Source organism: Paracoccus albicereus, from assembly GCF_024359525.1.
In the GTDB taxonomy this organism is placed as follows: Bacteria; Pseudomonadota; Alphaproteobacteria; order Rhodobacterales; family Rhodobacteraceae; genus Paracoccus; species Paracoccus albicereus.
The window spans coordinates 208,185-230,827 of sequence record NZ_JAKZEU010000004.1 but is presented as its reverse complement, the minus strand read 5'-3'; the positions used below and the strand labels follow the sequence as shown (position 1 = coordinate 230,827).

The 22,643-nt window shown below is 63.5% G+C and carries 22 protein-coding genes, 1 tRNA gene and 1 other RNA gene; 4 read left to right on the top strand and 20 right to left on the bottom strand.

Annotated features, from left to right (window positions below; all coding sequences use genetic code 11):
• Positions 1–130: 130 nt before the first annotated feature.
• Entirely contained in the window at positions 131–958 is an 828-nt protein-coding gene (locus tag MLD63_RS12175; protein WP_255330181.1) for an arginyltransferase, read from the bottom strand.
• Positions 959–1,146: 188 nt separating this feature from the next.
• On the opposite strand from MLD63_RS12175, the gene MLD63_RS12170 reads away from it, so the two are divergent.
• Positions 1,147–3,960 (top strand): [protein-PII] uridylyltransferase family protein, encoded by a 2,814-nt coding sequence (locus tag MLD63_RS12170; RefSeq protein WP_255330180.1) that lies wholly within the window; start codon positions 1,147–1,149, stop codon positions 3,958–3,960.
• 4 nt (positions 3,961–3,964) lie between these two features.
• Here the strand turns inward: MLD63_RS12170 and MLD63_RS12165 are convergent, their stop codons facing one another.
• Positions 3,965–6,127: a glycosyltransferase gene (locus tag MLD63_RS12165; protein WP_255330179.1), complete on the bottom strand. Its 2,163-nt coding sequence runs from the start codon at positions 6,125–6,127 to the stop codon at positions 3,965–3,967.
• Between the two features lie 91 nt (positions 6,128–6,218).
• Positions 6,219–7,388: a glutamine-hydrolyzing carbamoyl-phosphate synthase small subunit gene (gene carA / locus MLD63_RS12160; protein ID WP_255330178.1), complete on the bottom strand. Its 1,170-nt coding sequence runs from the start codon at positions 7,386–7,388 to the stop codon at positions 6,219–6,221.
• Between the two features lie 136 nt (positions 7,389–7,524).
• Here carA and MLD63_RS12155 point away from each other — a divergent pair, with 136 nt between their 5' ends.
• Both MLD63_RS12155 and MLD63_RS12150 read left to right on the top strand, forming a co-directional pair.
• Complete coding sequence (locus MLD63_RS12155; RefSeq protein ID WP_255330177.1) at positions 7,525–7,986, top strand: GatB/YqeY domain-containing protein; 462 nt, start codon at positions 7,525–7,527, stop codon at positions 7,984–7,986.
• 65 nt (positions 7,987–8,051) lie between these two features.
• Positions 8,052–8,243 carry a DUF3008 family protein gene (locus MLD63_RS12150; RefSeq protein ID WP_255330176.1) on the top strand — a complete coding sequence of 64 codons (192 nt, stop codon included), beginning with the start codon at positions 8,052–8,054 and terminating at the stop codon, positions 8,241–8,243.
• A 6-nt stretch (positions 8,244–8,249) separates the two neighbouring features.
• Here the strand turns inward: MLD63_RS12150 and MLD63_RS12145 are convergent, their stop codons facing one another.
• The 4 genes from MLD63_RS12145 to lipB all read right to left on the bottom strand — a co-directional run bounded on the left by MLD63_RS12145 (position 8,250) and on the right by lipB (position 11,972).
• Complete coding sequence (locus MLD63_RS12145; protein ID WP_255330175.1) at positions 8,250–8,726, bottom strand: DUF2244 domain-containing protein; 477 nt, start codon at positions 8,724–8,726, stop codon at positions 8,250–8,252.
• Positions 8,727–8,804: 78 nt separating this feature from the next.
• A complete protein-coding gene (gene ctaD / locus MLD63_RS12140) occupies positions 8,805–10,481 on the bottom strand; it encodes a cytochrome c oxidase subunit I (RefSeq protein ID WP_255330174.1) in 1,677 nt (558 codons plus the stop codon).
• A gap of 205 nt (positions 10,482–10,686) precedes the next feature.
• A complete protein-coding gene (locus MLD63_RS12135; RefSeq protein WP_255330173.1) occupies positions 10,687–11,157 on the bottom strand; it encodes a c-type cytochrome in 471 nt (156 codons plus the stop codon).
• A 104-nt stretch (positions 11,158–11,261) separates the two neighbouring features.
• Positions 11,262–11,972, bottom strand: coding sequence for a lipoyl(octanoyl) transferase LipB (gene lipB, locus MLD63_RS12130; RefSeq protein ID WP_255330172.1), 711 nt, complete (start codon positions 11,970–11,972; stop codon positions 11,262–11,264).
• Positions 11,973–12,059: 87 nt separating this feature from the next.
• On the opposite strand from lipB, the gene MLD63_RS12125 reads away from it, so the two are divergent.
• Positions 12,060–12,146 (top strand) — tRNA-Leu (locus MLD63_RS12125).
• 62 nt (positions 12,147–12,208) lie between these two features.
• Here MLD63_RS12125 and MLD63_RS12120 read toward each other — a convergent pair.
• The 13 genes from MLD63_RS12120 to ppk2 form a co-directional block, all read right to left on the bottom strand.
• Positions 12,209–12,868, bottom strand: coding sequence for a hypothetical protein (locus tag MLD63_RS12120; RefSeq protein WP_255330171.1), 660 nt, complete (start codon positions 12,866–12,868; stop codon positions 12,209–12,211).
• 89 nt (positions 12,869–12,957) lie between these two features.
• Entirely contained in the window at positions 12,958–14,316 is a 1,359-nt protein-coding gene (locus MLD63_RS12115) for a rhamnan synthesis F family protein (RefSeq protein WP_255330170.1), read from the bottom strand.
• A 68-nt stretch (positions 14,317–14,384) separates the two neighbouring features.
• Positions 14,385–14,648, bottom strand: a complete 264-nt coding sequence (locus MLD63_RS12110; protein WP_255330169.1) for a ribbon-helix-helix domain-containing protein — start codon at positions 14,646–14,648, stop codon at positions 14,385–14,387.
• Complete coding sequence (locus MLD63_RS12105) at positions 14,641–14,844, bottom strand: DUF4169 family protein (RefSeq protein WP_255330168.1); 204 nt, start codon at positions 14,842–14,844, stop codon at positions 14,641–14,643. The genes MLD63_RS12110 and MLD63_RS12105 overlap by 8 nt, the downstream gene beginning before the upstream one ends.
• A gap of 59 nt (positions 14,845–14,903) precedes the next feature.
• The gene (fumC, locus tag MLD63_RS12100; protein WP_255330167.1) at positions 14,904–16,298 is read right to left on the bottom strand and encodes a class II fumarate hydratase; all 1,395 of its coding nucleotides are present in this window, start codon (positions 16,296–16,298) and stop codon (positions 14,904–14,906) included.
• A gap of 57 nt (positions 16,299–16,355) precedes the next feature.
• The gene (locus tag MLD63_RS12095; RefSeq protein WP_255330166.1) at positions 16,356–16,856 is read right to left on the bottom strand and encodes an isoprenylcysteine carboxyl methyltransferase family protein; all 501 of its coding nucleotides are present in this window, start codon (positions 16,854–16,856) and stop codon (positions 16,356–16,358) included.
• A complete protein-coding gene (locus MLD63_RS12090) occupies positions 16,853–17,956 on the bottom strand; it encodes a type III polyketide synthase (protein ID WP_255330165.1) in 1,104 nt (367 codons plus the stop codon). The genes MLD63_RS12095 and MLD63_RS12090 overlap by 4 nt, the downstream gene beginning before the upstream one ends.
• 138 nt (positions 17,957–18,094) lie before the next feature.
• A complete protein-coding gene (locus MLD63_RS12085; protein WP_255330164.1) occupies positions 18,095–18,559 on the bottom strand; it encodes an SspB family protein in 465 nt (154 codons plus the stop codon).
• Between the two features lie 163 nt (positions 18,560–18,722).
• Positions 18,723–19,076: a transfer-messenger RNA gene (gene ssrA / locus MLD63_RS12080) on the bottom strand.
• Positions 19,076–19,549, bottom strand: coding sequence for a DsrE family protein (locus MLD63_RS12075; protein ID WP_255330163.1), 474 nt, complete (start codon positions 19,547–19,549; stop codon positions 19,076–19,078). Before MLD63_RS12075 ends, ssrA begins: the two co-directional genes overlap by 1 nt.
• Before the next feature lie 145 nt (positions 19,550–19,694).
• Complete coding sequence (locus tag MLD63_RS12070) at positions 19,695–20,747, bottom strand: ABC transporter substrate-binding protein (RefSeq protein ID WP_255330162.1); 1,053 nt, start codon at positions 20,745–20,747, stop codon at positions 19,695–19,697.
• 112 nt (positions 20,748–20,859) lie between these two features.
• Positions 20,860–21,729: a TPM domain-containing protein gene (locus MLD63_RS12065; protein ID WP_255330161.1), complete on the bottom strand. Its 870-nt coding sequence runs from the start codon at positions 21,727–21,729 to the stop codon at positions 20,860–20,862.
• A complete protein-coding gene (gene ppk2, locus MLD63_RS12060) occupies positions 21,726–22,628 on the bottom strand; it encodes a polyphosphate kinase 2 (RefSeq protein WP_255330160.1) in 903 nt (300 codons plus the stop codon). Before ppk2 ends, MLD63_RS12065 begins: the two co-directional genes overlap by 4 nt.
• Between the last annotated feature and the right edge of the window lie 15 nt (positions 22,629–22,643).

Genomic DNA, 22,643 nt, shown 5'->3' with positions numbered 1-22,643 from the left:
GACATGCGGCTGCATACCGCGTCGCCGATACCTATGGGCGTGTCCGGGCGGGGTCAATGCGATTCGGTGAAATTCATGACGCAGACGGCCGCAGAATTGTAATTTTATTTCGCAGTCGGAGCGTTGCTGATTACCGAGTGGTTTGCGGCAGCGCAATCCGCGCGACCTGCTCGACGATGGGATCGACCGACAGGGGATGGATGTCGCTGCTGTGGTCCGCAGGTTCTCCGATCGATTGCCATACGCCGCCCTTGTAGATCTCCAGCGCGGAAAAGCGCGCCTTGTAGTCCATCTTCCGGCTGCCGGGGACCCAGTAGCCGAGATAGACATAGGGGAGACCGGCGCCCCGCGCGATCTCGACATGATCGAGGATCACATGCGTGCCAAGACTGCGGGCGGCATGATCAGGATGATAGAAACTGTAGACGAGGCTTAACCCGTCATCGAGCACGTCGGTCAGGCAGACCGCGGTCAGTTCATCGCGCGCATCGCCGCCAGCCTCGGTGTTGCGATACTCGATCACGCGGGTCTTGACCGGCGTTTCCTCGATCATCGCCGCGAATTCGAAGATGTCCATGTCGGCCATGCCGCCGTCGGCGTGGCGATGATCCAGATAGGTACGGAAGAGGTCGTACTGTTCCTCTGTCGCCCAGGCACTGGTCGCCAGCCGTTTCAGACCCGTATTGCGCCGAAGGACGCGGCGCTGGGTCCGCGAGGGCTGAAAGTCCGCGACCCTGATCCGCGCCGACATGCAGGCCACGCAGCTTTCGCAGCTGGGGCGGTACAACACGTTCTGCGACCGACGGAATCCCTGTCGCGACAACGCATTGTTCAGCTCACCCGCACCGTCCCCCTGAAGCGCGGTGAACAGCTTGCGTTCGGCGCGACCGTGCAGATAGGGGCAGGGCTGGGGTGCGGTGACGTAGAATTGCGGCGCTTGAGGCAGGGTATGCCGCATCAGGTGCAGACCTCGCGCAAGGTAGACGGGGACGATCGGGTCATGTGTCGGATATCGCTGACTTGAGGATAAGACTCCGCAGGATGCGTGGTGCCGCGTCAGCCTAGCAACGATTCCATGATACGCCAAGCGCAGACCGCCCGGTCGCGGTGCGTTGACGTCGATGCCGGCGTCACTATCGTCGGCGCATGGATTTTGCCGCCGCGATCACCCGAACCATAGCGCCGCGCGACAGGACGCGGGCCGATTCTGTCCGCGACCTCTACCCTGACGTCGCCGATTCCGTCCGTGACCTCATCGCCGGTGTCGCAGGATGCAGCCCCTACCTTGCCGGCCTTCTGGAGCGCGAGGCAGAGTGGCTGCCGAACGCGCTTAATCATCCCGACGTCGTGGTGCGAGAGACAGAAGGGTTCGAGGACCTCGACGCCGCTTCACTGGGACCAGCCCTGCGGCGAGCCAAGCGGCGCGTGGCACTTTATGCGGCGCTTGCGGATCTGGGCGGCGTCTGGTCGCTTGAGCAGGTGACAGGGGCGCTGAGCGATCTTGCCGACCGCGCCGCCGATCTGGCCTTTCGCGTCCACATCGCGGCCGAGGCGGCGCGCGGTAAGCTGCCCCCTGCGATCGATGACGCCGATGCGGGCGGCCTGTTCGTGCTGGCGATGGGCAAGGGGGGTGCGGGCGAGCTGAACTATTCGTCGGACATCGACCTGATCGTGCTTTACGACGATGCGGTCTATGCCGCCGATGACCAGCACGAGGCGCGGGCGGCGCTGATTCGTGCGACCCGCAAGGCGGCTGCGACCCTGTCCGACGTGACCGAGCATGGCTATGTCTTCCGCACCGACCTGCGGCTGCGGCCCGACGCGTCGGTCACGCCGGTCTGCCTGTCTGCCTCGGCCGCGTTGGCCTATTACGAGGCGGAAGGTCGTACGTGGGAGCGGGCGGCGTTCATCAAGGCGCGCGCCGCCGCCGGTGATATCGCCGCCGGCAAGCGCTTTCTGACCGAATTGCGCCCCTTCGTCTGGCGCAAGCACCTGGATTTCGCGGCGATCCAGGATGCCCACGACATGCGGCTGCGGATCCGGGATCACAAGGGTCTGGGCGGGCGCGTGGAGGTTGCCGGCCACAACATCAAGCTCGGCCGTGGCGGTATCCGCGAGATCGAGTTCTTCACCCAGACCCGGCAGTTGATCGCCGGCGGGCGCGACCCCGGCCTGCGCCAGCGCGACACGCTGGGCGGCTTGGCGGCGCTGGCAGAGAAGGGCTGGATCCCGGCGGACGTGGCAAGCGAACTGGCCGCGCATTATCGCGAGCATCGCGAGATCGAGCATCGCATCCAGATGCTGAACGACAGTCAGACCCACGATCTTCCCAAGGATCGCGAGGCGCTAGCTGCAATCGCCGCGATGACGGGCGAGGGTGACGTGGATGCCTTCAAGGTCCGGCTGAAGCAGCGGCTGGAACGGGTCCACGACTTGACCGAGGCCTTCTTCGCGCCGGGCGAGGCGCAGGCCGAGACGCCCACGCTGTCCGACGAATCGCGCGCGATCGTGGACCGCTGGCGCGGCTATCCGGCGCTGCGCAGCGAACGCGCCTTGCAGATCTTCCGCCGGATCGAGCCCGAACTGCTGTCCCGGATGGCGCGCGCCGCGCATCCCGATGAGGCGCTGGCGCGGTTCGACAGTTTTCTGGCCGGTCTGCCCGCAGGGGTACAGCTCTTCTCGCTGTTTGATGCCAATGCGCCGCTGATCGACCTGATCGTCGACATCTGCGGCACGGCCCCGGCGCTCGCGGCCTATCTGGCGCGCCATTCGGCGGTGCTGGACGCGGTTCTGGGCGGCAGTTTCTTTTCGGCCTGGCCAGGTGTCGTCAAGCTGGGCGAACAACTGGCCGAGATCCTGGCGCAGGCGTCGCAGGATCGCGACGGCGGCTATGAACGCGCGCTGGATGCGGCGCGGCGATGGGCGCATGAATGGCATTTCCGCATTGGGGTGCATCACCTGCGCGGCTTGATCGATGCAGAGGAAGCGGCGGTCCAGTATGCCGATCTGGCGGATGCCTGCCTTGCCGCGCTGATCCCGGTGACTGCTGCGGAGTTCGCGACGAACCACGGACCGCCCCCGGGCAGGGGCGCCGCGGTGCTCGCGATGGGGTCGCTGGGTGCGCGGTCGCTGCACGCGGCCTCGGATCTGGACCTGATCGTGATCTACGACGCAGACGGTGCCGAGACATCGGATGGACGGCGACCGTTGGCGGCGCGTGCCTATTACGCGCGGCTGACGCAGGCGATGATCACCGCAATCTCGGCTCCGACCGCAGAGGGGCGGCTTTACGAGGTGGACATGCGCCTGCGCCCGTCGGGACGGCAGGGACCGGTCGCGACCTCGCTGCAAAGCTTCGAAAGCTATCAGCTGACCGAAGCCTGGACCTGGGAGCACCTGGCGTTGACCCGGGCCCGCGCCGTCGCCTGGTGCGGGCAAGGCGGGGCGGGCTTGGCCGACGATGTCGAGGCGCTGCGCCTGCGTGTTCTGGCAGAGCGAGGCAGCGAGGGTCGCGTCCGCCCGGACCTGGCAGAAATGCGGGCTAGGATCTTTGCGGCCAAGGCCACCGATGGCGACTGGGATGCGAAGATAGGGCCCGGCCGATTGCAGGACATCGATCTTCTGGCGCAGAGCTTCGCGCTTCGCGCGGGCGACGCCGCGCGAAGGTCTGCCGCGCAGATCCGCGCGGGTTCGCGGGCGGGGCTGATCGGAAAGGACGACGCCGAAACGCTGGCTTCGGCGCGACGCTTCCTGTGGCGGCTGCACGCCTCGGCGCGGCTTCTGACCGACCGACCGCTCGACATGGCGCGGATCGGGCTGGGCGGTCAGGAGTTTCTCCTGCGCGAGACGGGAGCCGACACGCTTGCGGCCATGGAAGAAGCGTTGGAGACGCGCGTCCAGGACAGCGCCGCGATCATCGATGCCGAGATCGGAGAGCCGGCAGGATTGGCGCGAGACTGAGGGTTCAGACCGCCGTCGCGATGGGCAGTGATGCGTCTTCGATTGCCGCATTCGCCGCCGGCCTTTGCGGCTCTCCACGATCCGCTGCCACGTCGTCGAGCGACCGTCCCCCGATCGGCCCGAGCATCGGGATCTGCACCGTCCCGGCCTCGGCTTGCGCCGCATCGGCGGTTGCGTCTTTCAGGCTCGCCTCGAACACACCATGGGTGGTCTTGTCCCAATAGAACGGCCGCGTCACCACCTCGTAGATCGCCTTCCATGCTGCGAAACAGGCGAGGACATTGTAGAAATGCATCAGCGGCACGAACAGTCGCAGATGGCGGTGTTTCGCCCCGCGCACGGCCCAGAGGCTGGCGACGATGCTGATCGCCTCGGCCGCGATGAAGATGCCGACCAGCGTCATCACGCCGTAGCCCCCAAGCATCGTGGAGAGGCTAGTGGCCAGCGGATGCGGCAGCCCGAACGCGAGCAACCAGAAGCTCCATAGCAATGGTGCAAGCAATTGCTGCGAGACGGAACCGAACAGCTGCACCTGCATACCGATGAAGCGCGCTGGTCCAAGCTCGCGCCACAGCCGCCGCGGGTCGCGCATATGGACGGCCCAGGTCAGCGCGAAGCCCTTGATCCAGCGTGAGCGCTGCTTGATCCAGGGCAGGGGACGGCAATTCGCCTCTTCATCGGTGGTGGTCGGGATGATTTCTGTTCGCCAGCCGTGCCTGACCAGACGCACGCCCAGATCGGCGTCTTCGGTCACGTTCCAGGCGTCCCAACCGCCAACCTGATCCAGTGCGTCGCGGCGGAAGAACAGGGTCGTACCACCCAGCGGTACAATCAGACGCATCCGGGCGAGGCCAGGAAGATAGGCGCGGAACCAAGTGGCGTATTCGATGGTGAAGCAGCGCGCCATCAGGTTGGTGCGCGGGTTGTAGAAATCCAGCGCGCCCTGAAGGCAAGCGACGTCCGGGTCTGCAGCATGAAAACCGCGAGCGACCCGGTGAAGCTGGTCGCGTTCGGGGCGATCCTCGGCGTCCCATACCCCGATTATCGATCCGCGACAGAAGTTCAGCGCGAAGTTCATCGCCCGCGGCTTCGTCTGGATCGGTCCCTCTGGCACCACGACGACGCGCATCCAGCGCGGCAATGCCGCACCCCGCAGCGCATCGCGCGTCGTGTCGTCGCGTTCTTCAACGACCAGCAGGATGTCGGTCAGTTCACGCGGATAATCCAGGCGCGACAGTCGTTCCACCAGTCGGCCGGCGATGTCGCTTTCGCGAAACAGCGGCACCATGACCGAGATCACCGGCAGCGGCCCGGTGAATTCCGGCACGGCCGTGCGCGCCTTGCCGTAGCGGCTCTCCTCAAGCTCCTGGGCGTGGGCGCCGCGGACCGCGGCGACCAGCGTAGAAATCTTGACCATCGTCGACGCGAGCATTGCGGCGATCGCCCAGATCGTCAGCAGCGCAACGGTAACGATCGGCATCAGCGTGAATGCCAGCGCGGCGGTCGCGATCGCGGCGATGGCGATGCGCGTCGTGCGTTTCGAATCCTGACTGCGACAACTCTGGTCTGCAGGCACACGCATTTCCGCCTGGCGGATCAGTTGACCGCGGCGCGTGGCGAGGATCGCTTCCTGCCCCTGGACAGCCTCGCAGATCAGCATCCGCACGGTGCCGAAGGCGCGTGGCAGGGACGGGATCAGCGCGTCGAATTCGTCGGGTCGCGAGGTCGCGACCCAGGTTACGCCACCCAGCCTGCGCCACGGAACGATTCCGCGGTTCAGGCAGAATTGCGCACCTGCCGCGTCGATCAGCCGCGGGTCGGGTGGTGTCGCCAGAAGATCGATGACCGAAGTGCGCCATTGCCGGGACAGTGCCTTACCAAGTGCCGCCTCCGTCACCCAGCCATGCGCCAGAAGGATCTCGCCAAGGCGCGCGTCCTGACGGCGTCGCAGCACGGTCGCCTTCAGCAGGTCGCCTTCGCGGACCGCACCTTCTTCCAGCAGGATCTGGCCCAGCGGCCGCAGGTTTCGCGGAGCGAGCGTCGCGCCGTTCTGATCGATGGGCGGCGGCGCATCGCCATCTGGCGCCGTCAGGTTTCGGGGCGTCAGGTTCGGCTGCAGCGGCACGACATTCTGCCGGCGGCCGTTTCGGGCGAAGACATTCATCATGCGATTCCCCTTCTGGTCGCCCCGTGGTGACACGAAAGCCGTTAAGAAGGGGTTAAGCGCCTGTTCGCCGCGTGGACGGCCCCAAGGGGCTTCAGCCTGCCTGAGCGTCCCGCCGTACCTGCATCGCATCGGCAAAGCGACGGAACAGATAGAGGCTGTCCTGCGGACCGGGCGAGGCCTCGGGGTGATGCTGGACCGAAAACACCGGCTTGCCGTCGACCCGGATGCCGCAATTGCTGCCGTCGAAAAGGCTGACATGCGTTTCGACCACGCCCACGGGCAGCGACTGGCTGTCGACCGCGAAGCCATGGTTCATCGAGGTGATCATCACGCGGCCGCTTTCGACATCCTTGACCGGATGGTTCGCGCCGTGGTGACCGTGGTTCATCTTGACCGTCTTTGCACCAAGCGCGAGGGCCAGCATCTGGTGCCCTAGGCAGATTCCGAAGATCGGCATGTCGCGGTCCAGCAATTCGCGAATCATCGGCACCGCGTATGCGCCGGTGGCCGCCGGATCGCCGGGTCCGTTGGACAGGAACACGCCGTCGGGCTGATGCGCCAGAACCTCTTCGGCGGTTGCGCTGGCCGGCAGGACCGTGACATCCGCCCCTTGCTCGGCCAGCGAGCGCAGGATGTTGCGCTTGGCGCCGTAATCGAGCGCCACCACCTTGAAGGGGGCATGACCATGTTCGTCCGCGGTCTCGCCGAAGCCTTCGCCCCATTCCCAGGTGCCCTGACGCCACTGATAGCTTTGCCGGCAGCTCACATCCTTTGCGAGATCGAGGCCGACAAGCCCTTTCCAGTCGCGTGCACGCGCAACCATGCCCGCTACGTCGAAATTGCCGTCAGGATCATGGGCGAGGACCACGTGGGGCGCGCCCTGCAGCCGGATCGCACGCGTGAGGCGGCGACTGTCCACGCCGCCCATGCCGATGCGCCCGCCCTTGGCCAGCCAATCGGGCAGATCGCCCATCGCGCGCCAGTTCGACGGCTCGGTCGGGTCCCATTTCACGATCATTCCGGCGGCGACGGGCTCGGGCGCCTCGTCATCCTCGGTGGTGATGCCGGTATTGCCGATGTGGGGGAAGGTGAACGTCACGACCTGGCTAGCGTACGAGGGATCGGTCATGATCTCCTGGTAGCCGGTCATTGCGGTGTTGAAGACAAGCTCGGCCACCACCTCACCGGTGGCGCCGAAACCCTTGCCGTAGAAGATCGTGCCATCGGCGAGCACGAGGCAGGCGGTGGGGCGGTCGGCCATGGCGGCACCTCGGGGCTGTTCTGAAATCTGCCGGTGAATAGGGGCCTCGCGCCGTGCGGTCAAGGTGGACACCGGCTTGAATAAGCGCGCTCCTAGCATTAGTTGGCGAGCTTTGGCTGCCAGAGGACCATCGCACATGGAACTGCGAGCAAGGCTGCAACACGCCACCAAGGAGGCGATGAAGGCGAAGGACGCGACGCGGCTGTCCACGCTGCGCCTGATCGGCGCTGCGGTGAAGGACCGGGAGATCGCTGCACGAAGCGAGGTGGGCGAGGAACAGGCGCTGACCGATGCCGATCTGGTCGCGATCATGTCCAAGATGGTGAAGCAGCGCCAGGAATCCGCCAAGGCTTACGAAGAAGGCGGGCGGCTGGAGTTGGCCGAGAAGGAACTGGACGAGATCAAGATCATCCAGGAATACCTGCCGCGGCAACTGGATGAGACGGAGATCGAGACCGCCATCGACAAGGCGATCGCCGACCTGGGAGCGACGTCGCTGCGCGACTTGGGCCGCGTCATGGGCGAACTGCGCACGCGCCATGCCGGCCAGATGGATTTTGGCGCCGTCGGCCCGATGGTCAAGCAGCGGTTGATGTGAGCGAGGCCTTTTCGAACCTTTGAGCGATCGTTGCGTTGAGGCTGGGTGAATCAAGGAGGATCACCATGCCCGCAAAATCCAAGGCACAGCAACGCGCCGCCGGTGCGGCTCTGTCCGCGAAACGCGGTGACACGAAGGTCAGCGAGCTTCAGGGCGCATCAAAGGACATGTACGATTCGATGAGCGAGGATGAGCTCGAGGATTTCGCCTCGACCGATCTCAACGATCTGCCCGACAAGGTAGAAGACGACGATTGATCCCGCTCAGCGAAGGTCGGCCAAGCGGCGTAGCAGGTCATCGTGAAGGCTGCGCCGTTCGTCGGGCGTGAGGAACGAGCCGAGTTCGAGTTCCCTTTGGCCGTCCGTCAGCGTCAGGTAGCTTTCGACCGGGCCGCGCCGCAGGATCGCGCGCACCCAATACGGATTTGCGTGCCAGATCCGGTCGTCACGTCCCGCATCGCTTCTTCGCAGATCAAGGCTGTCTCTCGTCAAGTGTAGGATCTCGGTGGTTCGCCCTGTGCGATAGGTCCGCTCCAGTCCGATCCAGACACCTGCGACGGCGATGACGATGAAGGGCAGAAGACCCCACAGAACGACGGTCCCGACGACTGCCATGAGCGGCAGAAGAAACAGGACCGCTGTGATGCCGATGAACCAGACGAAGCCCTTGCGGGGCAGGGATCGGTGCGGCCTCGCCCGCAGAACCTGCGCCCCATTCTCGATCGACCAGCTATAGGGCATCTGGCGCCCCCAATTCCCTCGATGCTACGCAAAACGGCCCCGGATCGCTCCGGGGCCGTGATTTGATCACCCGCACGCTCAATGGGCGTGCTTGTGGTCCCATTCTTCCTGCTTCGGCAGCTGCTCGAACGTGTGTTCGGGCGGGGGCGAGGGCAGGGTCCACTCCAGCGTGTCGGCGTATTCGTTCCAGTAGTTGTTCTGGGTCACGCGCTCACCGCGGAAGAGGGTGTAGAACACAACGCCGATGAAGAAGATGAAGCTGGCGAAGGACAGATAGGCGCCAAGCGAGCTGATGTTGTTCCAGTAGGCGAACTCCACGGGGTAGTCGATGTAACGACGCGGCATACCCTGACGACCCAGGAAGTGCTGCGGGAAGAAGGTCAGGTTCGCGCCGATGAACATCGCCCAGAAGTGGACCTTGCCAGCCCATTCCGGATACTGGCGGCCCGACATCTTGCCGATCCAGTAATAGACACCCGCAAAGATCGCGAAGACGGCGCCAAGGCTCATCACGTAGTGGAAGTGCGCCACGACATAGTAGGTGTCATGATACACGCGATCCAGCGGCGCCTGCGACAGGACCACGCCGGTCACGCCGCCGACGGTGAACAGGAACAGGAAGCCGAACGCCCAGAGCATCGGCGTCTTGAACTCGACCGAGCCGCCCCACATCGTCGCGATCCACGAGAAGACCTTGATGCCCGTGGGCACCGCGATCGTCATGGTGGCCAGCATGAAGTAGCTCTGCTGGGTCAGCGACATGCCGACGGTATACATATGGTGTGCCCAGACGACGAAGCCCAGCACGCCGATTGCGATCAGCGCCAGAACCATCGGCAGGTAGCCGAAGATCGGCTTCTTCGAGAAGGTCGCGATGACGTGGCTGATGATGCCGAAGCCCGGCAGCACGATGATGTAGACCTCGGGGTGACCGAAGAACCACAGAATGTGCTGATACAGGATCGGGTCGCCGCCGCCGGCCGGGTTGAAGAAGTTGGTCCCGAAGTTGCGGTCCATCAGCAGCATGGTGATGGCGCCGGCCAGAACCGGAAGGGCCAGCAGGATCAGCCATGCGGTCACGAAGACTGACCAGGCGAACAGCGGCACCTTGAAGAGCGTCATGCCCGGTGCGCGCATGTTGAGGAAGGTGGTGATGATGTTGATCGCGCCGAGAATCGAAGACGCGCCCGAGACGTGGACCGCGAAGATCGCCAGATCCATCGAATAGCCGCCCTCGGTCGTCGACAGCGGGGGATACAGAACCCAGCCGACGCCCGAACCGGGCTGCTGGTTGCCGCCCGGCGCCAGCAGGGAAGCCACGCCCAGCGCGACGCCGGCCACATACATCCAGTAGGACAGGTTGTTCAGACGCGGGAAGCTCATGTCCGGCGCGCCCAATTGCAGCGGCATGAAATAGTTGCCGAAGCCGCCGAACAGCGCGGGAATTACCACGAAGAACATCATCAGAACACCGTGATAGGTGATCATCACGTTCCACAGATGGCCGTTCGGGGTACATTCCTGGGTTGCGTCAGCGATGAAGCGCGCACCCTCGAGGCACATGTACTGCACGCCCGGATGCTGCAGTTCCATCCGCATATAGATGGTAAAACTGACGGAGATCAGACCGACCAGACCTGCCGTAAACAGGTACAGGATGCCGATATCCTTGTGGTTGGTTGACATGAACCAGCGGGTAAAGAACCCGCGCTCGTCATGATGCGCGTCGTGGGCATGGGCGGCAGCGTCTGCCATGGGCGGTCTCCCTCTGGGTCGTCGCGCCGGCCGCAGGGGCCGACGAATGCGGCATCTTTCTAGCCGACAGTGCATGGCGCAGCAATAAGCTGTCGCCCTAAAACACATCGCCCCGACAGAATATGAAAATCCGTCGGAGCGCACCAGTCTTGATCCGCATTGGAACCGTCCTCAGACGCTTGTGGCGCTGCGGTTCCGTGCGGGATCAGTTGCTTGCGGGGGCTTCCGCCTCGGCGCCATCGGCCGCCGCATCGCCACCTGCAGCCGCATCAGGCGAATTCGCGGCGAGGAACGCCACGACGTCGGCCTGATTCTTGCGCATCTTGAACGTCATCTTGGTCTTGAGCGAGTCGTCCCCGGTCTTTTCCTGCACGAAAGCGTTCGGGTCGGTGATGTAGGCTGCAAGATCTTCTTCGGTCCAGACTTCACCTGCCTCGCCCAAGGCGATCAGCGCGTCGGAATAGTTGAAGCCTTCCTGGGACCCTGCCGCGCGGCCGACGACGCCATAAAGGTTGGGTCCGGTCTTGCCGCCCTTGACGATGTCGGTCCCGGCATCGTCCTGGATCATGTGGCAAGCCTTGCACTTGCGGAATTCCTGTTCGCCGACGCTGGCGTCCTGGGCAAAGGCGGGGGCCGCGAATGCGACGCCGGCCAGCGCGATCATAGTGAGTTTCATGATGTCCTTCCTTGGATTGGCTCGCGGGCTGTATCCATCTCCCTCAAGACTTGGGTAGCATGGCCCATCGTGTCAGAAAAACCGTAAAAACGTCGCACATGGGGCTATGATCCGAAGTTTCGCGTGAACGTGTTCCGCAGCGACAGATCAAGGTCGTCCATCGTCACCGGCAGGCCCAGATCGACAAGACTGGTCACGCCATGGCCCGAGATGCCGCAAGGCACGATGCCGTCGTAATGGCCGAGGTTCGGTTCGACATTGATCGAAATCCCGTGGAAGCTGACCCAGCGACGCAACTTGACGCCGATGGCCGCGATCTTGTCCTCGCGCACAGTGCCGTCGACCAGAGGCGGTTTCTGGGGGCGTTGCACCCACACACCGACGCGGCCGGGACGAACCTCGCCCGTCACGCCGAATTCGGCCAGCGCGTCGATGACCCAACCCTCGAGGGCCGCCACGAAAGCGCGAACGTCCCGGCCGCGCCTGTTCAGGTCGAGCATGACGTAAACGACCCGCTGTCCAGGCCCGTGATAGGTGTATTGTCCGCCGCGGCCCGCGGTGTGAACGGGAAAGCGCGCGTCGAGAAGGTCGGCGTCGCGCGCGCTGGTTCCCGCCGTGTAAAGGGGCGGATGTTCGACGAACCAGACCAGTTCGGGCGCCGTTCCCGCGCCGATCCGGGCGACCCGCGCTTCCATGAAGGCAACGGCCTCGTCATAGTCGGTCAGCCCCGGAGCAACGGTCCATTCGACGTCCAGCGAGCCTGATCGCTCGTTCGCGACTGTCGCGCCGTCGCTTTCGCGGCCCACTCCGTCCATGTCATCGCTCCTTCCGCGTCGAAATGACAAAAGTCCTCTTTTCAAGCGCCGCGCAAGTCGCTATCACCCCGCGCGATGCCCGAACGTGCGGTCGTGGCGGAATTGGTAGACGCGCAGCGTTGAGGTCGCTGTTCCTTAACCGGAGTGGAAGTTCGAGTCTTCTCGACCGCACCATCATCCTTATTTCAGCCTGACGCCAAGCGCCAAGGCGCTCGCCAGTCGCGTCAAGCCCGCGATTACTTCTGCGGCGCGATGCGCGTACCTGAGGCCTCTGCCTCGGCCACGATCCTATAGAGCTGATCGTCACGCGCGTTGCGCTTTTCCAAGAAAGCCAGAATCTCCGGCGAATCGAAGACTGCTGGATCGAAGTGATAGGATGAACTGTTGACCCTCGTCCCTTCGAGGAAATCCTCGCCGGTCATTTTGCGAACCAGTTGCGGAAGGCCGTCCTGCGTAGCGATGTGGACGTAGGGCCGCAAAAGGTGTCGTAGCTCGTCGTCAGACAGGTCCCGCCGCGGACCCGGCACGACGTAATTCGACTGCACGTTCAGAAAAAGACCGGCGTGCTGCTTCAGAAGGGCGATCACCGTTGCGGGATCGCTGTTGTCAGCGTTGCGGATCGATTCCGACATCGCCTTTATCTCGGGCGGATGGCCGTCATAGAAGGCCGGCGAACGGTGAAAGATCTCGATCAGCCAGTTATAGTGCGACATCACCTGACGGTTCGGCCGTCGGATCAACGTATAGAAGCGTCGGGGACGGTCGGTCGCATCGTGTACCGCCTTGCGGAACCTGCGAAAGGTGAGGTGGGCCGAGAGGTAATCGACCTCCTCTATCTTTTCGACCAGCTTGTCATGGTCGGTCAGCAGCGACTGCGCATGCGCCAAGCCGTTCATCCGATCCTTCAACAGCTTGTTGACGGTTGAGCCGGCCGTTTTGGGGACATGAATAAAACAGACCAGCGGTCGACCATTTTCGGCAGGCATCATAGATAGCCCAGCCGGTAGGCCATCTTGCGCCAGCCGTAATAGGTGTCGCCGCCATAGGGGCGCTCAAGCAGCAGCCCTTCAAGTTCCGCTGCCTCATCCTCGGGTAGCTGCGACGATATCCGATGCATGTCGACGACGTTGAAGATGCCGCGATATAGGCCGTCGAGCTTCACGATCGGCAACCCCATCTTCAACAGGACGATCGCGTTCTGGTGGATCTGGCTGCCATGCAGAAATACCTCGCTCAGCGCGCCGATGACGTAGTCGTGCAGAAGACGGTCAGCGCGGGGGTCGTCGTCGGCCATCTCGCGGCGCAGAAGCTGACGCATATCCGCGATCGTTCCGATGATCATCTGGCTGTCGGATCCTCCGGGTCCCACCGGCTGAACGTCAAGGCTCGGGTCAGAGCCTGCTCCGCCGGTCGCGATGACCCGGCTAGAGGGGCTTTCGGCAAGGTTCGCAGAAGCGATGCGGGCCCGGCGCATGAGATCGCTTTGCTGCGCAAGGCTCGGTACGCTGGCAAAGTGATTGACCAGCAGACTCGCGATCGTCGATTGCGGCGACACCCTTCGCCAGGGGTTGCGTGGCGATACGAGATGGTTTGTCAGCGTAAAATCGACCAGTTCGTCGTCCTTGCTGATCGTCTTGATGTAGCGCGATGCACCGAACAGGGCGCTGATCTGTGTCGGTGATGCGGCGCAGGCCTTGAGCACGCGGCTGAAGGCCAACTCGCCAGTCTGGATGACCGTGGGACGGATGTCCGAAAGCGTGTAGTCGTTCCAGTATTTTCTGAAGCGCGGATCGCGCAGGACCCTGCCTGACATCGAGATGCAGAAAGAGCCTAGATGATACTCATGCTCGAAATTCTCCGTGCTTCCCAGCACGTCCTGTTCAGAACCGAACATCGCGTCGAGAAACGCGTCCAACCCCTGGCTGGTGTAGAAGATGCTGTCGTTCAGCATCAGGAGGCGGGGGCAGTCCTGATGCCAGCCTTGTTCGAACAGATGCGTGAATGCCGTCTTGTAGCTGCCGAAGTCGCGGCCGAAGTTGGGGCGCTCGATATAACAGTCGACCAGGCCATCGAGCTGCGTTAGATCCGCGATCCGCATCGTGTTCGATACGAGGACGTAGGCACCGCGCTCGCGTGCGGCTTCGATCAGACGCCTCGTGTCGGGACGCAGCACGCCCTTTTCGTAAAGCGCAGCCAAAAGGATGGGCTGACCTGGTTGTCGCGCGGTCTGGAAATGCACGACCGGTTTCTGCTTGCGCGTTTTCCACCAGGCCAACGCCGCCAAGACGTTGATACGAAATCGTGCATAATATCCGTACAAGCGGAGCAGAATGGATTTGATCAAGGTCAGGTCCGCGGGTCGGTTGTCAGAACGCGCCGAGCGCTAACACTGCCCTGTAAGGGCGACAACAGTTAATTTGGGCGCTCCGCCTTCTCGCGCACAGCGGAGTCCCCAGCCTCGGCCAGTACGAAAAGCCTCAACGCCGTGGCCAATCCGACATCCGGCGGACGCCGGTGATCGATCTGCGAGACGAGCGCTGCGCGCGTGATCTGGTGTCGGTCGGCCGCGCGTTTGAGGGCGGTCCAGAAAGCATCTTCCAGCGAGACGCTGGTTCGGTGACCGTTGATCGTCACCGAACGCTTTACCGGCGCCGAGATGGGCGGCAGGTCAATCATCGCCGGATCCGTCCTGCGCCGCGTCCTCGCGCGCGTGACCGTCAAAAACGCGTGCCATCCGCTGTTCCTCGGCCTGTCGTGCTTCGCGGACGGCCCTGGTCTCGCCATGTCGAGCCGCTTTCGCATCGGCGTCCGTTCGCTTGCGATCACGAGCCTGCTGCTTGCGGGCCTGTCTGAGATTGATGATCCGCGCCATGGCGCCAGCTTACCCCGCGCAGACCAGCAATGCAGCAAAGGAAAGAGCAGTCTAGTGATTCAGCCTTTAGGGCCGATCATGTCCTCGGGGCGCACGATGCGGTCGAAATCCTCTTCGCTGACGAAGCCGAGATTGACCGCTTCCTCGCGCAGCGTGGTGCCGTTCTTGTGCGCGGTCTTGGCGACCTTGGTGGCATTGTCATAGCCGATCGTCGGCGCCAGCGCGGTCACCAGCATCAGCGATTCCTTCATCAGCTTCTCGATCCGGGCGGTGTTGGCTTCGGTGCCGACAACCATGTTGTCGGTGAAGCTGCCTGCCGCATCACCCAGAAGCTGCATGCTCTGCAACACGTTGTAGGACATCATCGGATTGTAGACGTTCAGCTCGAAATGCCCTTGGCTGCCGGCGATGGTGACCGCGGCGTCATTGCCCATCACGTGCGCGCAGACCATCGTCAGCGCCTCGGCCTGAGTGGGATTGACCTTTCCGGGCATGATCGAACTGCCCGGCTCATTCTCCGGCAGGATCAACTCACCCAGACCCGAGCGGGGACCCGATCCCAGCAGCCGCAGGTCGTTCGCGATCTTGAACAGGCTCACGGCGATCGTCTTGAGCGCGCCCGAGAAGAAGACCATCGCGTCATGGGCCGCCAGCGCCTCGAACTTGTTAGGCGCGGTAACGAAAGGCAGACCGGTGATCGTTGCGATCTCGGCCGCGATGTCGGTGTCCCAACCCTTGCGGGTGTTCAGGCCGGTGCCGACCGCCGTGCCGCCCTGCGCCAGCTCGTAGATCTGCGGCAGGCACAGATTCACCCGCTCGATGCCCATGCGGACCTGGTGGGCATAGCCGGAAAACTCCTGCCCCAAGGTCAGCGGCGTCGCGTCCTGCGTGTGGGTGCGGCCGATCTTGATGATGTCCTTGAACGCATCGCGCTTGGCTTCCAGCGCGGCGGCCAGTTTTTCCAGTCCCGGCAGCAGCACGTCGCGCGCCTGCATGGCGATAGCCACGTGCATCGCGGTCGGGAAGGTGTCGTTGCTCGACTGGCCCATGTTGCAGTGATCGTTCGGATGGACCGGCTTTTTCGAACCCATCTCGCCGCCGAGGATCTCGATCGCTCGGTTCGAGATGACCTCGTTTGCGTTCATGTTCGACTGCGTGCCCGACCCGGTCTGCCAGACGACCAGCGGGAAGTTGTCGTCGAACTTGCCTTCGAAGACTTCTGTCGCAGCCTGTTCCATCGCCTTCGCGATCTCATCAGACAGGTTGCCGTCGCGGTGGTTGATCCGGGCCGCCGCCAGCTTGATCGCGCCAAGCGCGCGGATGATCGGTACAGGCTGGCGTTCCCAGCCGATCGGGAAGTTCATGATCGACCGCTGGGTCTGCGCGCCCCAGTATTTGCTGGAATCGACTTCCAGAGGTCCGAAGCTGTCGGTTTCGGTGCGGGTCTGGGTCATGATCGCGGCTCCCTTGGCTGTGGCCCGTTTCTTAGGGCCGGGATGAGCGATTGACAATCAGTCCGCGCGCCGCAGCGGACGCAGCGCGCCTTCTTCGACCCGCAGCCGAATGGTGAGGACTGCGGCATTGAGAACCGAGAAGACAATGGCAACCCAGAAGAGGCCGAGGACCATCGGCGCGACAAAGATTTCACAGACGACGACAGTGTAGTTGGGGTGACGCAGGAAACGAAAGGGTCCGCCAAGGACCAGCGGCTCGTCCAGGACGATCACGCGCGTCGTCCAGCGAGAGCCGAGGGTCATCAGCACCCAGACCCGCAGGGCTTGCAGCACGATGAACAGGATCAGCCAGAACGGCTGGATCGCCTCGTCCACTCCGAAGATCGCGATCGCTGCAAGCCAAGCCGTGTGAAGCGCAACAATAAGAGGATAGTGCCCGGTGCCATGCTCGACTGCGCCGCGCGCCAAAAGCCGCGCGGTGTTGCGCCTGGCAATGACGAGTTCGGCCAGTCGCTGGACGATCAGAAACGCGATGAACGCGAGTGCGGCAGTGTTCATGTCCGAAGCGGCAGCGCGGAAAGCGTGAACCCAGGTCCCAAGGCCAGCAGAACCAGTTGCCCGGATGCGTCCCGTTGAAGCGCCTCCTCCAGAACAAACAGGACCGTCGGCGCCGACATGTTGCCGGTGCGTGATAACACGCGGCGCTCGGCATCCAACATGCCCGTCGGCAGCGCGAGCGAGGTCTCGATCGCCTCGATCACCTTCGCCCCGCCGGGGTGGCACACGAAACGATCCGCTCGTGTCAGACCCATGCCGCCCATGACGCTGTCGACTGCGTCCGCCAGTTCTGCCTCGGCGAAGGAAGGGATCGAGCGGTCGAAGATAACGCCAAGACCCGTTTCCTCGACCGACCATCCCATGATGTTCAGGCTGTCCGGCCACATGTGTTGCGCGCCGCGGCCCAGCGTGCCCAGCGATCGGCCACCCCCCGTGCCACGGTCGCCGCCGCGCAAGATCGCCGCCGCCGCGCCGTCGCCGAACAGCGCGGTCGCGATGATGTCCGCCTTGGCCAATCGGTCCTGCCGGAACAGCAGCGTGCAGGTCTCCACCGTGACCATCAGCACGTTCTGGCCCGGTCGTGACGCGGCGAGATCACGCGCGATCGCAAGGCCCGAGACACCGCCCGCGCAGCCCAGTCCAAACACCGGCACGCGCATCGCGTCCGGCCTGAAACCCAGACGAGCAGCGGCCCGTGCTTCCAGAGTCGGCGTCGCGATCCCGGTCGAGGAAACGGTGACGATCACATCGATCTGGTCCGCACCCAGTCCGGCCTGTGTCAACGCGGCCTCGGTTGCTTCGATGAAGAGTTCGGTCGCACCCGCGACGTAGGCCTCCGTCCGCTCGACCCAACCATGAGGCTCGGTGAACCAGTCGATCGGCACGACCGAATGTCGCGTCTCGATCCCAGCGTTGAGGAAGGCGGGCGCGAGCCGGTCGAATTGGGCGAACCGCTGCCCCAACAGCGCGCGAGAGCGCTCCAGAACTTCTGCCTGATGCAGGACATTGGGTGGCAGCGCCGTGGACAGCGCGATCAGCGCAACACCAGAGTTGCTGGCGTCCGAGACGGCTGGGACCGGATGGCTTTGGAATATCGTCAATGAAGGACCTCGCGCAGCGGTGCGGCGCAACCGACCCTTGCCGCGCGCAACGCGCCAACGTCCGAAACGCCGTGCGGGCTGTCAATGTTGCGGGGGTGGCGCCGCCTACACTTCACCGTGACGGGTGTCGCGGCCAGGTTACTTGCGCCACTTGTCGAGGCTGACGACCTCGCCGCTGCCTTTCGGGGCCTCGGGCTCTTCCACGGCATCGGAGCCGTCGTCGTCTTCCTCGTCGTCCTCGTCATGTTCTTGCGTTTCGAAGCGCAGGCCGAACTCGACCGACGGGTCGACGAAGGTCCGCAGCGAATCGAAAGGGATCCGCAAAGGCTCGGGTGAATTGCCGAAGTTCAGCGTGATGGTAAAACCTTGATCGTCGACGGTGAGATTGTCGAACCAGTGCTGGATGACGATCGTCATTTCCTCGGGGTAGCGTTCGTGCAGCCAATCCGCCATCTCGACCCCTTCGTCACGGGTGTCGAACGTGATGAAAAAATGGTGCTCGCCGGGCAATCCTTGGCTTGCGACATCGCGCAGCACGCCTGCGATCAGGCCCTGCATCGCGCGATGCATCATTCCGCCGTAATCAATCTCCGACCGCGCCATCGTGCCATCCCTCTAGAATGAAGTCAGCATAGGCATATGGCGCTGGTTGAAAAGGGGGCGTCGAAACGCGTGCGATGAGATCGGAACCGCCAGCGGCAGCACGAGCGCCAACGTGATGCGTACCTCACTTGGCGCCGTCGATCTACAGTCTTAAAAAAAGGAAGGTGCAGGATTCTGTTGCCAGGTTCCTGCGGACCCCGCCTTGGGCTGCTAGGCACAAGGACTTAAGTTTCGGTTACCCGAGCTGCTTACGCAGCCAGAGCGACCGGAGCACGGTTGTCGTTGGCAACTGTACATTTTGCACCGATAACGGTGGTGGCTCACCGGGACAAAGCAACCCCTTTAGACGTTCGTCGATCCTGTTTCGGCCCCATGATCCCCCAACGAAGGTGATTTGGTGGAGCCGCCGGGTACCGCCCCCGGGTCCGATCCGCTTATGACGAGCGCGTTTATGTCCATAGTCCGGGCGAACCCGAACACGACAGATATAGGGGCGGCGCTTCGGCGCCGCAACCGTCACGGCTTGATGTAGACGAAGCCCTCGGTCTGCAGCTTGGCCAGTTCGGCCACCCCCGATGGCACGATATCCTCGGGCCAGACGTCGAAAAGGTCGGCCTCGGCATCGATCTCTCGACCGACCAGCGTGTTGTTGCACACAAGGAACCTGACGCCTTCTGTCTTCAGGCCAGAGATCAGGCCCTGAAGCTGCTGGTTGTCCTTTGCCGCCTGAAGAAGGCCCACACCGTCACCATGCATGACGACACGCAGATCCAGGTTATCCGCGCCGACAGCGTTGATGTGGTTTTGGATGTTGTTCAGCGCGGGCTTGTAGCCGGCACCATCGTCGCCGCCCGCCTCGTTGAGGTGATAGACGACCTTCTGGGGCGCATAGGCCTCGGCCGCTTCGGATGCATCCTGAGCCTTGAGGGGCGCGGCCAGCGCGAGCGCGGTGGCGATGGCAAGCGCAATGCTCGACAGAAGTCGGGTCATGATCTTTCCTCCCTGATTGATCCTGTCCATGCATACTGCGCAGCAAGCGCGGACAGACAAGCGTTCTATTCAAACATTTGAAGATGACGACGCCGCGCCCGGTGACCGGACGCGGCGCTGAATTGGGCTCGGTCGACGAAAAGCGTCAGAAGCCTGCCTTGATCTTCTCGAATTCGGCCAGCTGTTTTTCACGCTGGGCAGGATCGTTCGGGACCTGTGCCAGGATCGGGACATCGACCGGAGATAGGCCTTCTGCGACAGCCGGGTCGTCGGCGATCGTTTCCATTCCCTTGAGGTTGGTCTGGCCGTAGCCGATCGTATCCAGAAGCCCACGAGCCGACGACGGGTCCATCCAGGCGTTGATGAAATCGTAGGCCTTGTCCTCGGAGCCCGGACCGTCCTTGAGGTTCACGAAGCCGCAGAACCATGTGCTGCTGCCTTCCTCGGCCTCGCGCTGGAAGCCGACGTCATAGCCGTCGTCGCGCAGATAGACGACTCCATCGTTCCACGACCACGCGACATCGACCGTGCCGGATGCCATCAGCTGCGCCTGTTCAGAAGGGTCGGCCCAGTAGGCGGCGACATTCTGATGTGCCTGCCGGAGCCAGTCCGCGGCGGCCTGAAACTGCTCGTCGGTGACGTCGGTCCAGTCGGTCACGCCTGTCGCCAGATAGGCCAGCGCCCAGACGTCGTCCGAACTGTCGGGCAGCGAGGTACGCCCGGCGTAATCGGGATTGACGAAGACCTGCAGGGTCGAGACGTCTTCTTCCGGGACGTTCTCCTTCGAATAGGCGATTGCGGTCACGCCCCAGTCGGCGGGGATGTACCACACGCCCTCGTCATCGACGAAGGTTTCGGAATCCAGAAAGCGCTTGTCGATGTTCTCGAATTCCGGGATGCGGGACGTGTCCCAGGGTTCGATCAGGTTTGCATCGCGATACTTGCTGACCATCTGGCTGCAGGGATGCGCCACATCGGCCTTGAAGCCCGAAGCGAGTTTCTGGAACGCTTCGTCGTCATCGCCGTAGAAGGCGAAGGTCGGGTTGTCGCCATACTGGTCCACATAGCCCTGAAAGATGCTCGGCTCCTCGAAACCGGCCCAGTCGAAGACGGTCAATTCGGGGTCGGCGGCGAGGGCGGGTGTCGCGACGGGCGCGGCAAGGGCGAGCAGGATCGCGGTGGTGGAAAGATGGCGCATTGATTACCTCGGATGTTGGCGCTTTTTTCCGACGCTAGCCCGCGAGGACGGCGAGTCAAGGTCGCGCCGGATGTGGGCCCGTTCACTTCACGGTTTGCCCTGCGGCTTGCCGTTACCAGCGCCCAGACGCGCCACCGCCCGATGATCGGCCACCACCGAACCCGCCGCCGCGACCGCTGCGACGTCCGCTGCCGCGCAATCCGCCGCGGGCGAAGCCGCCCCGACCCCGTGCGGCGGGAAGCGACCTTTCGGGGCCGGTCCATCCGCATGAAGGGCAGCGGCGCCACGTGATCCGGGCGCCCTCGCGCGTTTCGGTCATGTCCATCAGTTCGCGACTGCCGCATTTCGGGCAGACTTCGCGCGCGCGTCGCCATCGGGCCAGATGACGGCCGAAGATGCGGAACAGAACGAAACCGATGAACCCGATCGGCAGCAGGTGTGAAAGACTTCCCGTGATCCTATCGGCCCAATTGTGCGGCGCACCCGGCAAATCACCCGCCGCGACGGGACGCGCGATGGATTGGATCACGTCCAGCGTGCCGTCGCGGATGCCGCGCGACATGTGATCTGCGCGGATTTCGGGGATGATGCGATCGTCGATGATCCGCTGCGCAGCCTGATCTGCCGAGGCCGGATAGCCTGCACCCAGCTCGATCCGAACCTCGCGGTCGCCCTGCGATACCAGCACCATGAAGCCATCATCGCGTCTTGCGTCACCGACACCCCAATCGTTGAAGAGCCGTGTCGCGAAAGGCTCGAGTCCGTCTGCGCCGCCGTAGCGGGCGCGATCCTCGATCGTGACGACGGTGCCCTCGACTCCCGTTTCATCATGCAGGGCGATCAATGCCCGATCCAGGACCTGGATGTCTTCGTTGGTCAGAAGTCCCGCGAAATCGTTGATCGAGGTATAGTCCCAGTCAGGCAGTTCCTGCGCTGCCGCAGGCAACGCAAGACACAGCCACACCAGAGCTACGCGGATCATGCCAGCAGCAATTCCGGGCCGCCTGCGATCGTCGGATCAACGCGACCGATCGCGTCTGTGTCCTTACCGGCGTAATCGACCGTGTTCAGGATCGTCTGGATCGCGGCGATCCGTGCGCGCCGCTTGTCGTCCGAGCGGATCACGGTCCAGGGTGCGGTCGGGGAATGCGACAGCGAGAGCGTCTGCCGGATCGCATCGGTATACTCGTCCCATTTCGCCAGGCCTTCGACATCGATCCAGCTGAGCTTCCATTGCTTCAGCGGGTCCTTCTCGCGAGCAAGGAAGCGGCGCAGTTGCTCGGCCCGGCCAACATTCAGCCACAGCTTCACCAGGATCACACCGTCATCGACCAGCATCCGCTCGAAATCGGGAAGCTGACGGAAGAACTGATCACGTTGCGCGTCGGTCGCAAATCCGAAAACCTTTTCCACCACGCCGCGATTGTACCAGCTGCGGTCAAACAGGGCGATTTCGCCGCGCGCGGGCAGATAATCAACATAGCGCTGGAAGTACCACTGACCCGCTTCGCGCTCGGTCGGCTTTGGCAGCGCGACGATATAGGCGGAACGCGGATTCAGGTTTTCGCGAACACGCTCGATCGTGCCGCCCTTGCCAGCGGCGTCACGGCCCTCGAACAGGACCACCAGCCGTTTGCCTGTGGCGATGACGTCGTGCATCATCCGGACGAGCTGCAACTGCAGCGCCTCCATCCGGGCATCGTAATCCTTGCCCGACATCTCTTCAGGGTAGGGGAAGCCCGCGTCGAGGATGTCGTCCTTGCCCCCATCCTCGATGGCCTTGCGGATCTGCTTGGGCGCTCCGTCCTTGAGATAGGCGGTGATGTCGCCGACCAGCGGCAGGTCGGGAAGCCTGGTGTCATTCTTGGACGATTTAGCCATGGCGCTCTCCTTTAC